The sequence below is a fragment of the Cupriavidus sp. 05N40 genome (assembly GCF_056397305.1).
Window position 1 is genome coordinate 1 of sequence record NZ_JBFTND010000051.1, and the last position, 12854, is coordinate 12854.

Below are 12854 nucleotides of genomic sequence, written 5' to 3' on the forward strand. Positions count from 1 at the left end.
GCCGTAGCTTGTGGCCGATCGCGTCAGCACCAGCGGCACCGGCTTGCCGTTGACCATGCCGCTCACCAGCGAGCCGCTCAGCGTGCCGCCGCCCGCCGTGGGCGATCCACCCACGAAATAGTCGAAGGCATTGCGCGCGCTGTTCCAGCTGATATAGCCCTTGGTAGTCGCGGTGCAGGCCGCGTCGTAGGTGATGAAGCCGCCGGTGACCGGATCCGCGCAGGTCTGCCAGGTCGCCGCCGAGGACCGCAGCCGGGCCGAGCCGTTCACCATGCTGGCCGCGCCGCCCGCCACGGCATACTGGATGCCGTTGACGTTGTAGATGTCGGCCACCGCCTTGTAGTCGCTGCTGACGCTCTGGAAGGCCAGCAGCGGCGCGAAGCCGGCGCCTGCCGCGTTGGCCACGCCGCCCAGCATGACACCGCCGCCGGTGAGCGTGAACAAGGCCCCGTTCTCGCCACTGGCGAAAGTGCAGCCGCCCTGCGCCACCAGCTTGCCGCTGCGCGCGGTGCCGGCGGCACGCTGCAGGCTGGCGTCGACGGTCACGGTGTAGTCCAGCGTGGCCGGATCCAGCCGCACCGTCAGCTCCTCGCCAAGCATATTGCCGCCCTTGTAGTTCGTCACCGCGGACGGCAGGTTCAGGCAAGCCTGCGGCGGCCCGCTGGCGCCCGCGCAGCTGTAGTTGATGGCGGCGTCCATGCTGCCCGATCCCTTGTACTTCGGCCACGACGGGTACTGGCACAGCGGCCGCGCGCGGCCATAGGTCTGGGCATTGGTATCCATCACCGTGCGGGTGCCCGGCGCCACGCCCTGCTCGACCCAGTTCTCCAGCGCGGTCAGCGAGTTCCACGCCGGCAGGAAACTGCCGGTGCCATGGCCCATGCCGGGCACGGTGTAGAAGCGGATGCCCTGGTCCACCGCGGCCTGCCCCATGCGCCCCGTCACTGCCTGGAACCAGGCGATGGTGGAGTTCGGGCTGATCACCTCGTCRGCCAGGCCGTGCAGCAGGATCAGCCGGCCGCCGTGGCCGAGGAAGCCGGACAGGTCCGGATTGGTGGCGTCGGTCAGCGCCGAGACCTGCTGCACGCGCGCGACATGGGCGCCCGGGCTGGCGGGATCGAAGGTCAGCGTGTCGAAGCCGGGCACGCGCGTGACGAAGTACTTCACCCACTGGTCGCCGGTCAGGTAGACGTTGGCGTCCGCCGTGGTGGCCGGATTCCCCGGCACCGGCCGCGTACCCAGGTCAYGCGTGGTGAACGGCCCCGCCACCAGCGCACCTTCGAGCAGGTTGTAGCCGCCCGCCACGGTCACGCCGTTGGCGATCGGGTAGCTCAGTTGCAGCGGGTTTTCGATGGTCTTGACGGTGTCGATCTGTGCGTCGGACAGGCAGGTGTCGCCGGTATCGGTGCCGCCCGGGCAACGCAGGCTGGCCAGCACCTGCAGCGATCCCACGCGGCAGCCCTCCACATTGCTGACCACCTGGTCGGCCGCGCCGTCGAGCTTGTCGCAGACGGCCATGGCCGCGCCCTGCACCAGCAACGTCTTGTTGATATTGAGCCAGCCCGCGCCGCCGTTGCGGTAGAGCGCACGGCCCACCGCCACGTTCGACAGGCGCGTGCCGGTGTAGTTGAGCGCAGGCTCGTTGGCGATCACCCCATCGTAATCCGCCGGCCAGCGCTGGATGTAGCTGAGCGCGTCGCGCCCGCCGGTGGAAGTGCCGAGGAAGTAGGCACGATCCGGCGCACGGCCGTAGCGCTGCCTGAGCAGGGCCAGCGCGGCGTCGTGGGTCTTCTTGAGCGTGTCGCCGCCGTAGTTGGCCAGCGCCTCGTCATTGGCGGCGAAGGCACCGTCGGTGATGCTGCCGCTCTGGTGGCCGGAATCGTCGCCCCAGGTGGCGTAGCCGCGCGCCACGGGCGCCGGGTCGTCCGGCAGCGCGAAGCGCACCGTCTCCGTGCCGTCGATCAGCTTGCCGTCGAAGCCCCCGCCGCCGAACTGGATGGCCTTGCCGTTCCAGGCCGTCGGCAGGTTGAGGGCGAAATTGATCCTGGGCGCGCTCGCGTCCACGGGCAGGATCTGCCCGCGTACCGCGCAGTACTCGCCCAGCGTATTGCCGGCCGCGTCGGCGGCTATCAGCACGGCGCTGGCCACCTGCGCGCCGCCGCTGGCCAGCGCCAGGGCCGATGCGGGCAGGCTGGCACTGGCCAGCGCCGTGCAGGCATCCAGCGGCGACAGGGACGGCGCGCCGGGAACCATCGGCGTGCCGGGCGCGTCGCCGCCGGCCGTGCTGCCCGGCACCGTCGACAGCGAGCTTGCGGGATCGTCCCCGCCGCAGCCGGCCAGCAGCAAGCTGGCCGACATGGCGACGATCAACACCGGCCACGCCAGTGCGCGGCCACCACGAACGGTCTTCATCTGGTCTCCTCCAAGGCTCCCGGTTGGAATGGCCCGGGATGTGGAGCGAGACGGTAGCACCGGCGTTGCCGCAGGTAAAATATATGGATATTGCCGTTTCCATATCTGTTAAATATGGATTTGGCATGGGACGGGCTGGCTTTGGCCTTGTGGCTGAAAGGCCGGGCCTGTGTGGGTGTGGGGCTGGAGGCTGGCTCGATGAGCAGCCCATGATGGATGAACTCGCTACGGAGCGCCTGGCAACCCTCGACCGAGGCGGCCGCCACGATGCCGCCCAGGCAGCAATGCCAGCAGAACCACCGGGGCGGCTGCGCTCAAGACGTCCGGCCTTCGATCCTCAAGCGCCCGGGAAGCCATCCTGCCTTCCCGGACAACCTCAATCATCGCTATTGGGTGGCAAATCCGGAAACAACACCTCCGTAAATCCAAACCGCGTAAAGTCCTTCACCCGCATCGGGTACAAGACCCCCTGCAAGTGATCGCACTCATGCTGCACCACGCGCGCATGGAAATCCTCGGCAACGCGCTCGATGGGTGCCCCCATGATGTCGAAACCGGTGTATTTCAGCCGCGTATAGCGCGGCACCACGCCGCGCAGTCCCGGCACGGACAGGCAGCCTTCCCAGCCATCTTCCTGCTCATCGCCAAGCGGCGTCAGCACCGGGTTGATCAGCACGGTCTTGGGCACGGTCGGCGCATCCGGGTAGCGCGGATTGCGGTCGAAGCCGAAGATCACGACCTGCAGGTCCACGCCGATCTGCGGCGCGGCCAGGCCGGCGCCGTTGGCATGGTCCATGGTGTCGAACATGTCGTCGATCAGCGTACGCAGTTCGGGTGTGTTGAAACGCGTGACGGGGCGTGCCACCTGCAGCAGCCGCGGGTCGCCCATCTTGAGAATGTCGCGGATCATGGTTGTTCTCCGGTTCCGGCCTCGGCCAGCAAGGCCAGCATGGCGGCCTCGTCCAGCACGGGCACGCCGAGCGCCTCGGCTTTTTCAAGTTTGCTGCCGGCTTCCGCGCCGGCCACCACATAGTCTGTCTTCTTCGACACCGAGCCGGCCACCTTGGCGCCGGCCGCTTCCAGCCTTTCCTTGGCGTCCTCGCGCGACAGCGTGGGCAGCGTGCCGGTCAGCACGAAGGTCTTGCCGGCCAGCGGCGCCGGCGCGGCGCGGGCGGCCGGCTCGCTCTCCGTCCAGTGCACGCCGGCCGCGCGCAGCTGCTCGATGACTTCCACGTTGTGCGGCTCGGCAAGGAAGCCGGCGATGGATTGCGCGACCACCGGCCCCACGTCGTTGACCTCCAGCAAGGCCGCTTCGTCGGCTGCCATCAGGTTGTCGAGCTTGCCGAAGTGCTTGGCCAGGTCCTTGGCCGTGGCTTCGCCCACGTGGCGGATGCCGAGCGCGAACACGAAGCGGTTGAGCGTGGTCTGGCGCGAAGTCTCGATGGCCGCCACCAGGTTGGTGGCCGACTTGTCGGCCATGCGCTCCAGCGCGGCCAGCTTGGCCACGCCGAGCTTGTACAGGTCGGCCGGCGTATGCACGATGCCGTGGTCCACCAGTTGCTCGACCACCTTGTCGCCGAGGCCTTCGATATCCATGGCGCGGCGCTGCGCGAAATGCAGCAGCGCCTGCTTGCGCTGGGCGGCGCAGATCAGTCCGCCCGTGCAGCGCGCGATCACCTCGCCTTCGAGCTTCTCGATATGCGAACCGCACACCGGGCAGGCCGTGGGCATGACAAAGGCACGCGCATCGGCGGGCCGGCGTTCCGCCACCACCGCCACCACTTCGGGAATCACGTCGCCGGCGCGCCGCACGATCACGGTATCGCCGATATGCACATCCTTGCGGCGGATCTCGTCCTCGTTGTGCAGCGTGGCATTGGTCACGGTGACGCCGCCGACGAACACCGGCGCCAGCCGCGCCACCGGCGTGATGGCACCGGTACGGCCGACCTGCACTTCGATGTCCTCGACCACCGTGGTCATTTCCTGCGCCGGGAACTTGTGCGCCAGCGCGAAGCGCGGCGCGCGCGAGACAAAGCCCAGCCGTTCCTGCTCGGCCAGCACATTGACCTTGTACACCACGCCGTCGATGTCATACGGCAGCGACGCACGGCGTTCGCCCACGCCGCGATAGAAATCCAGCAGCCCCTGCGCGCCGCGCACCACGGCGCGCTCGGCGCAGACCGGCATGCCGAGCGCGGCGAACCAGTCCAGCATGGCACTGTGCGTCTCGGGGCGTGGCCCACCCTGCAGCTCGCCCAGCCCGTAGGCGAAGAACGACAAGGGGCGCCTGGCAGTGATGCGCGGATCGAGCTGGCGCAGGCTGCCGGCCGCGGCATTGCGCGGATTGACGAAGGTCTTTTCCTCGGCCTCGGCCTGCCGGGCGTTGAGCTTGTCGAAATCGCGGCGGTACATGAACACCTCGCCGCGCACTTCCAGCACGGCCGGCAGCGATGCCGCATCGCCGCGCAAGCGCAGCGGAATGGCCTTGATGGTGCGCACGTTGGCGGTCACGTCCTCGCCGGTCTCGCCGTCGCCGCGCGTGGCGGCCTGTACCAGGCGGCCACCCTCGTAGCGCAGCGACATGGCCAGGCCATCGAACTTCAGCTCGGCGGCGTATTCCACCGCTTCGACGGCGCTGAACAGGTCCACGGCGCCTTCGGCCTGCGCGGGGCGCCCCAGGCCCTGCGCGCAGCGACGGTCGAAACCGAGCACGTCGTCGTCCTCGAACGCATTGTTGAGCGACAGCATCGGGATGGCGTGGCGCACCGTGTCGAAAGCCGACAGCGGCTGGCCGCCCACGCGTTGCGTGGGCGACTCCGGCGTCAGCAGGTCGGGATGGGCCGTCTCGATGTCCTGCAGCTCGCGGAACAGCGCGTCGTAGTCCGCATCGGGAATCGACGGCGCGTCGAGCACGTAATACTGGTAGTTATGGCGCTCGAGCTCGGCGCGCAGCCAGTCGGCGCGCGCGGCTGGAGAATCGCCGGCAGGCGCGGGGGCTTGCGCCGCCGCACCGTCTCGTTTGGGACTCATATTGTATTTCCGGATCCGTTGCCGGTCAGGGGCTGAAAATCACAGGCAGAAAATCACAGGCTGAACAAGCGCAGCGCCACCGGCGAGCCGGCAGGCATGCCGCGTGCCTCGAGCTTGTCGTAGAGCGCTTGCAGGTGGCCGAAGATGGCGACGAAGGATGCCTCGCTCAGCGGATGCATATTGTCGTCCACCAATTGTGCGCCCATGCGCTGCGCCAGGCTGTAGCCATACTCGCAGACGGTCTTGAACGGCTTGGTCGCCTGTGCCGCTGACGGTACGTCGAGCAGCAACGTGATCTGGCGGCCGGCCTTGGCGGTGAGATCGTCGCGCAGGAAGTTGGTGTCGCCGAACTGCAGCGTGAACAGGGCGCGCTGCATGCCGTCCGGGCCCGGCTGGTAGCGCGTGAAGCGGGTACCGTCGCGCGACAGCACCAGGCCGTCCTGCGTGGCCACGGTCTGCACGTAGGCAGCCGACCACGGCGCGCCGTCGGAGATCACGTTGACGCCGAGCTGCACGTCGCAGCTGGCGGCAAAGGCGTCCAGTTCGCGGCCATTGGCCACGGTCTCGCTCATGTCGGGCAGCCCGGCCGAGGCGTCGAGCGACTCGGCCAGCGCTTCCACCGCGTTGACGAACTCGGAGAATTCGAGCGCGTTGAGCGCGCCGCCGCGATTGGCCAGCTGCACCGCCACCTGCAGGTCTTCGTACTGGTGGCCGGCGGTGACCGCTTCCCAGGCATTGGACTCGGCGCGCAGCCCTTCCAGGTGCACCTGCTTGGTGCCGGCGCGGCGCAGGCGGCCGGTCAGCGGCAGGATGCGGTCGCCGGACTGCTTGCGCTCCAGGTGCAGCGGCACGATGCAGTCGATCAGCGGATCGATGACGGCCGGCGCGGGCTGGCCGTCGGCCACCAGCGGCTCGGGCTCGCGCGCAGCGGGTTTTGCTTGCTCGCGCGGTGCGGCAGGCGCCTCGGCGGCGGGCACGGTATCGTCCTCCGCCTCGGCGTGCGCGGCGTGCGCATGCTCGTCCGCCGCCCCGGCCTGCGATGCTGCATGGGGGGCCGCTTGCGAGGTCGCAGCGGAAGTGGCCTGGGCTGCCACATCGCCAGGCTCGCGCTGCGCATGCGCGGACGCCGGCGCGGCAGCGATGGCCAGTTCGTCGGCAACGATCTCGTCGGCGTCCGCCGTCGCCGCGGACGCGGCGGCCATGCTCGCCGCCACGGCGGCGGCATCCGGCGGCGACGTCCCCAGCGTGGGTTCGCGCCGCTCGGGCTGGCGGTCTGCCGGGGCCTCGTGCAGCTTGGCGTGGACTTCCGGCGTCACCACCGGATTGACCACCGGCTCGCGCATCGGCGGCAGGTCGTCTTCGGGCTGCAGCGCGCGCGGGCGGCGTGCCTTGCGGATCTGCCACTGGTTATAGGCCACGACCAGCAGCAGCAGGACCACGCCTGCGACGATGAGGGCAGTCTGTAGCGTCATGCTGCCTCCGCCATCGAGATCGCTGCGTCCATGTCCACCGCGACGATACGCGACACGCCCTGCTCCTGCATCGTCACGCCAATCAACTGATGTGCCATTTCCATTGCGATCTTGTTGTGGGAAATGAAGACAAACTGGGTCTTGTCGGACATGCGCGCCACCATATTGGCGTAGCGCTCGGTATTGGCGTCGTCCAGCGGCGCGTCCACCTCGTCGAGCAGGCAGAACGGCGCCGGGTTGAGCTGGAACATGGCGAACACCAGCGCAATCGCCGTGAGCGCCTTCTCGCCGCCCGACAGCAGGTGGATGGTGGAGTTCTTCTTGCCCGGGGGCTGTGCCATCACCTGCACGCCGGCGTCGAGGATTTCGTCGCCGGTCATGATGAGCTTGGCCTGGCCGCCACCGAACAGCGACGGGAACAGCTCGCCGAAGTGGTGGTTGACCTGGTCGAAGGTGCCCTGCAGCATCGCGCGGGTTTCCTGGTCGATCTTGTGGATCGCATCTTCCAGCGTGGTGATGGCGTCGAGCAGGTCGGCCGACTGCGCATCGAGGAAGGTCTTGCGCTCGCGCGCCGCGGCCAGTTCGTCGAGCGCGGCCATGTTGACCGGGCCCAGCGCGTTGATCGCGTTGTTCAGGCGCGTGACTTCGCCCTGCAGGTAGGAAGGCTTGAGGTCCGGCGAGAGCTTTTCGGCCAGCGCGGCTTCATCGACCTCGGCCGTGGTCAGTTGCTCGCTGAACTGCTCCTGGTTCAGGCGCGCGGCCTGTTCCTTGAGCTGGTACTCGGTGATGCGGTCGCGCAGCGGCTGCAGGCTGCGCTCGGCGGCCAGGCGCTGGTCGTCGTACTGGCGCAGTTGCGCCGACAGCGCATCGAGCTCGGTGCGGGCGAGCTGGAGCTTTTCTTCCTTCTCGGCGCGGCGCTCCAGCGCTTCCTGCAGGCCGGTGTGGGCGGTCTGCTCGTTGATGGTCTCCAGCTCGGCGCGCGCGTCTTCCAGCGACTGTTCGAGCCGTTCGGACTGGTCCCCCGCGGTCTGGATATTGCGGCGCAGCTCCTCGATGCGGTTGGCCAGGTTGCGCTCGGCGAACAGCGCTTCCTGCGCGGCGCGCTCGAAATCGCGCAACTGGTGGCGGGCCGACGACAGCTTGCTGTCCAGCGCTTCGAAGGCCATCTGGTGGTCTTCGTGGGTGGCCTGCATCTCGGCCAGCGCGGCGTCGTGCTGCTCGAAGCTGGCCTCGGATTCGGCGCGGATGGCGCGTTGCTCCTCGATCTGCGCGCGGATCTCGTCGAGTTCCTCGCGGATCTGTCCGCTGCGCGCGGCGTAGCGCTCCATCGCCTGCGACAGCTTGAGCACGTCCATCTGCAGCGCGTGCACGCGGCGGGTGGCCTGCTCGCTGCGGCTGCGCGCATCGATCAGCACGGCGCTGGCGTGGGTGTAGGCCGCCTCGGCGCGCACGGCCTGGGACTTGGCCTCGTCCGCCAGCAGCATCTGCGCGCGAGCCTGCTTCTGCAGGTTCTCGATCTCCTGCTCGCGGGCCAGCATGCCGGCCTGCTCGGAATCGGCGGCGTACAGCTGCACCGAACTGCGGCCGACCAGGTGACCCTCGGCCACCACGAAGCTGGCGCCCTCGGGCAGCGTGCCGCGTGCGGCCATGGCCTGGGCCATGTCGGTGGCGGTGTAGATATCGGCCAGCCAGTCCTGCATCACGGCGCGGATGCCGGGCTCGGTGATCTGCACCAGCGCCATCAGCGGGCGCAGGCCGGCCGGGGTTTCCTGCGGGCGCGCGGCCGGCGGCGGCGAATAGAAGGCCAGCTTGGCGGGCGGYGCGTCGGACAGGAAGGACTTGATCCAGTCCAGGTTGGAGACTTCCAGCGCGGCGAGCTTTTCGCGCAGCACGGATTCCAGCGCGTTTTCCCAGCCCGGCTCGATATGGAGCTTCTTCCACAGGCGCGGCAGTTCGGCCAGGCCATGCTTGGCCAGCCAGGGCTGCACCTTGCCTTCGGTCTGCACGCTCTCCTGGAGCTGCCTGAGCGCGGACAGGCGCGCTTCCAGCGAGGAGATCGCGGCAGCCTCGCTCTGCACGCGCGCCTGCGCGGCGCGGCGCTCGCCGTCCAGGCGCGGCACGCTTTCCTCGGCATCGGCCAGGATCGCCTGCGTTTCTTCCTGCACGGCCTCCTGCTCGGCCAGCTCGGCGCGCAGTTCTTCCAGGCGCACTTCGTCGGGGCGGTCGAGACCCTTTTCCTCGCCGGACAGGCGCTCGCGGCGCTGCTCGAGCTGCTGCAGCATCTGGTCGGCGCTGCGCTGCTGCGCGGCTTCGAGCTTGAGGGCCTGCTCGGCCTGCATGATGCTGGCGCGCTGCTCGTTGGAGAGCGTCTGGGCATCGCGCCACTGGGCTTCCAGCGTGGGCAGTTCGTCGGTCTTGTGGGCCACCGCTTCCTGGGCTTCGACCGTGCGGCCTTCGGCCACGGCCAGCTCTTCCTCGGCCTGGGCCAGGCCGTCGGTGGCCTGCTCGGATTTGCCCTGCCACTGCTCGCGCTGCGCGCTCAGCGCGGCGATCTGCGCCTGCACGCGGTTGCGCGACTCCACCACATAGCGGATCTCGGCTTCGAGCTTGCTGACTTCGCCGTTGGCTTCATACAGCGCGCCCTGCGCGCTGTGCATGTTGTCCGAGGCCGCGTAATGCGCAGCGCGCATGGTTTCGAGCTCCGCCTCGACGTGGCGCAGCTGCGCGGTCTGCGCTTCCAGGTCGATCTGGGCCTGCTCGATGGCGCGCTGGTGGCGCTCCTGCTCGGCTTGCGCCTCGTTCTTGCGCAGCAGCCACAGCAGGTGCTGCTTTTCCTCGCCGTCGGCCTGCAGGGTCTTGAAGCGCTGGGCCACTTCGGCCTGGCCTTCGAGCTTCTCCAGGTTGGCGCCGAGCTCGCGCAGGATGTCTTCGACGCGGGTCAGGTTCTCGCGCGTGTCGGACAGGCGGCTTTCGGTCTCGCGGCGGCGCTCCTTGTACTTGGAAACGCCGGCCGCTTCTTCCAGGAAGATCCGCATGTCATCGGGCTTGGCCTCGATGATGCGGGAGATCATGCCCTGGCCGATGATGGCGTAGGCGCGCGGGCCGAGGCCGGTACCCAGGAAGATGTCCTGGATGTCGCGCCGGCGCACCGCCTGGTTGTTGATGTAGTACGAAGAGGTGCCGTCGCGGGTCAGCACCCGCTTGACGGCGATCTCGGCGTACTGGCTCCATTGCCCGGCGGCACGCCCTTCGGGGTTGTCGAACACCAGCTCGACGCTGGCGCGGCCGGCCTGCTTGCGGGCGGTCGAGCCATTGAAGATGACGTCCTGCATGGACTCGCCGCGCAGTTCGGATGCGCGTGACTCGCCCAGCACCCAGCGCACCGCATCGATGATGTTCGATTTGCCGCAGCCGTTGGGACCGACGATGCCGACCAGCTGGCCGGGCACTTGAAAATTGGTGGGATCGACGAAGGACTTGAAGCCCGCCAGCTTGATCGAGGACAGTCGCACGGTTGGTCGTGGGGTATCTAGGGTATTGCAGCGTTCAGGAAAGGCGGGACAGCGCAGAGGCAGTCGGCGCGTGCCGTCTGGGCCTCGCGCCGGGCTCTTGTGCCCGATAGTTGGCGCTAATCATACCATCGCGCCTTCCACGCCCGGGCGCTTTCCGGGCCGCATGGGCGGCCATTTTCCACTGCCCCGTTAAGCCCCGTCCGATTCACTTTGTGCGGTCCGCGCCCTACACTCGGACCAGGCATCGCGCCGCCCGGCGCCTGCCCTCCGTGCGCGGCGGCAACAGGTGGCGGGCAAGTGACAGGGGAGCGGCGGGAAACTTCTAAGGGTTAGTGCTAGTCTCTCCATAGTCAGCGTGATCCCTGATGCCCATTGCAACCAAATCCTGTCGAGCGGGCAGGTGACGCAAAACGGCGTCTCCGGCCCAACGCGGAGTCCGCGCTCCGCGAYACTTCTGGGAGTGTTCAGCATGACCGCCTCGATTCTGGCGACCTCAGACGAAAGATTGACCGGCCCCGGCGCCGGTGATGACAGGCAACGCATGCCCTGGTCCATCGGCGAAATCGACTTCGCCGCCATCGATGTGGCCCGCGTGCGTCCGGACCGCGAACTCTTCTACCTGCTGGTGTCCGCCTCTTTCGTCGAAAGTGGCTCCGACACCTACGCGGGCAACCTCGCCAGCTATTACGCCGCCAACCCCGAGGCGTCCGGCTGGCTTTCCGGGCAGTGGGAAGCCGAGGAACTCCAGCATGGCCTGGCGCTGCGGCGCTATGTGGAGCATGTGTGGCCTGGATTCGACTGGGAGCGCGGCTATGCCCGCTTCTTCGACGAATACCGCCATACCTGCTCGGTCGACAAATTCGAACCCTCCGAGGCGCTGGAGATGGCCGCGCGCTGCGTGGTGGAGACCGGTACCGCCGCGCTTTACCGCTCGCTCGAGCAGGCCAGCGACGAACCGGTGCTGCGCAACCTCACGCGCCGCATCGCCAACGACGAAGTGCGCCACTACAAGCACTTCTACCGCTATTTCAATACCTTCAACGATCTCGAACGGCTGGGCCGGCTGCGCGTGCTGGGCGCGCTGGTGCGCCGCCTGCTGGAAATCAAGAACGAGGATGCGGAGATCGCGCTGCGCAATGTGCTGCGCATCGAGCGCGGCGCGGAGGATATCCCGCAGAAGGATGTGCGCCGGCTCAATTCGCGGGTCAGCGCGGTGATCCGCCGCAACCTGCCGGTCGACATGACCGTGAAGATGCTGCTGCGCCCGCTGGACCTGCACGCCGGCGTCGAGCGCGCCATCCGCAAGCCGCTGGTGGCGGTGGTTTCGCGGGCGATGCTGTACTGAGCGCTTGCCGAAGCTGACGCGGCCCGGCGCCTATTGCGGCTGCAAGACGCATTCGCCCGCGTCCTCGCCCTTGCGCCGCGAACGATGCACCAGTCCGGACAAGGCCCCGGCCGCCACGATGCACAAGCCGCCGGCGGCTTCCTTCCAGCTCAGCGTCTCGGTGGCCAGCCACCACGACGACACCGCCGCGATCACGATCTCGAACAGCATCAGCAGCGAGACCCGGTTGGCCGGCAGGCGCTGCAGCCCATACTGCACCACCGAATTGCTCAGCACCAGCGTGGCGGCCAGGCCCAGCACCAGGGCCAGGCCGCCCCAGCCGATCGCCGGCGCCAGCGCCATGCCACCCGGCTCCAGCCACAGCGCGCACGGCAGCCCGACCGCGGTGCACCCCAGGTAGACCATGATCGTGCGCAGGCGCGCGTCCATGTCCGGGTAGAGCTGCCCGGCCCGGCGCGACAAGACGTTGTTGACCGCGAAACCCATGCCGCCCACCAGGCCGGACCATTCCGCCGCCTTGGCCGGCAGCGGCAGGCCGACTTCGGGCGTCCACAGCATCAGGCCCGCGCCCCCCAGCGCCAGCGCCACCAGCATCAGCCCCGCGGCGGACAGCTTCTCGCCCAGGAACAGGCGTGCGAACAGCGCCGTCCACACCGGCGTCAGGTAGAACAGCAGCAGGACCCGCATCACATGGCCGTTGACGCTGCCCCAGACGAAGCCGGCGTTGGTCACCCCCGCGGCCAGCCCGATCGCCACGAACAGCCAGGACCAGCGCAGCCCGCCCAGGTGGCGGGCAAAGGACAGCAGCGCGATTGCCGCCGCCGCCGCGCTCACCAGCGCCGCCGCCGTCATCCCGCCCAGGCCCCAGCCGGCCAGCACGCGGTAGGGAAACCAGGCGATGCCCCAGACCGAGGCACCCAGCAGGATCGACAGCGCGGACTTGAAGCCGTGCGCGTCGGCCGGGGCGGCGGACAAGGCGGATGAGGTAGGCAGATTGCTCATAAAAACGAAAGGAACCGCCGGCGTGGCGGTTGATTTGTGACGACAAAGGAAAATCGATGGTGCGGGAACGGGCGGCCG

7 protein-coding genes are annotated in these 12854 nt (G+C 68.5%); 1 reads left to right on the top strand and 6 read right to left on the bottom strand.

Annotation, left to right across the window (positions count from 1 at the left end; genetic code table 11):
* The 5 genes from AC1DO7_RS14330 to smc form a co-directional block, all read right to left on the bottom strand.
* Positions 1-2412: tannase/feruloyl esterase family alpha/beta hydrolase (locus tag AC1DO7_RS14330; RefSeq protein WP_477116262.1), on the bottom strand; the 2412-nt coding region annotated here is incomplete at its 3' end.
* A 376-nt stretch (positions 2413-2788) separates the two neighbouring features.
* The gene (gene def / locus AC1DO7_RS14335; RefSeq protein ID WP_441613468.1) at positions 2789-3322 is read right to left on the bottom strand and encodes a peptide deformylase; all 534 of its coding nucleotides are present in this window, start codon (positions 3320-3322) and stop codon (positions 2789-2791) included.
* Positions 3319-5445, bottom strand: a complete 2127-nt coding sequence (gene ligA / locus AC1DO7_RS14340; protein WP_441613467.1) for an NAD-dependent DNA ligase LigA — start codon at positions 5443-5445, stop codon at positions 3319-3321. The genes def and ligA overlap by 4 nt, the downstream gene beginning before the upstream one ends.
* A 53-nt stretch (positions 5446-5498) precedes the next feature.
* The gene (locus AC1DO7_RS14345; protein ID WP_441613466.1) at positions 5499-6917 is read right to left on the bottom strand and encodes a cell division protein ZipA C-terminal FtsZ-binding domain-containing protein; all 1419 of its coding nucleotides are present in this window, start codon (positions 6915-6917) and stop codon (positions 5499-5501) included.
* A complete protein-coding gene (gene smc, locus AC1DO7_RS14350; RefSeq protein WP_441613465.1) occupies positions 6914-10429 on the bottom strand; it encodes a chromosome segregation protein SMC in 3516 nt (1171 codons plus the stop codon). The genes AC1DO7_RS14345 and smc overlap by 4 nt, the downstream gene beginning before the upstream one ends.
* 541 nt (positions 10430-10970) lie before the next feature.
* Between smc and AC1DO7_RS14355 the strand changes: the two genes are divergently transcribed.
* Positions 10971-11774: a ferritin-like domain-containing protein gene (locus AC1DO7_RS14355; protein WP_441613464.1), complete on the top strand. Its 804-nt coding sequence runs from the start codon at positions 10971-10973 to the stop codon at positions 11772-11774.
* A 30-nt stretch (positions 11775-11804) separates the two neighbouring features.
* On the opposite strand, the gene AC1DO7_RS14360 is transcribed toward AC1DO7_RS14355, so the two are convergent.
* A complete protein-coding gene (locus tag AC1DO7_RS14360) occupies positions 11805-12776 on the bottom strand; it encodes a DMT family transporter (protein WP_441613463.1) in 972 nt (323 codons plus the stop codon).
* Between the last annotated feature and the right edge of the window lie 78 nt (positions 12777-12854).

Bases quoted from the DNA above. Each gene is read 5' to 3' on its own strand.
- AC1DO7_RS14345 (WP_441613466.1), bottom strand. From the start codon at position 6,917: ATGACGCTACAGACTGCCCTCATCGTCGCAGGCGTGGTCCTGCTGCTG.
- AC1DO7_RS14355 (WP_441613464.1), top strand. From the start codon at position 10,971: ATGCCCTGGTCCATCGGCGAAATCGACTTCGCCGCCATCGATGTGGCC.
- def (WP_441613468.1), bottom strand. From the start codon at position 3,322: ATGATCCGCGACATTCTCAAGATGGGCGACCCGCGGCTGCTGCAGGTG.
- AC1DO7_RS14360 (WP_441613463.1), bottom strand. From the start codon at position 12,776: ATGAGCAATCTGCCTACCTCATCCGCCTTGTCCGCCGCCCCGGCCGAC.
- ligA (WP_441613467.1), bottom strand. From the start codon at position 5,445: ATGAGTCCCAAACGAGACGGTGCGGCGGCGCAAGCCCCCGCGCCTGCC.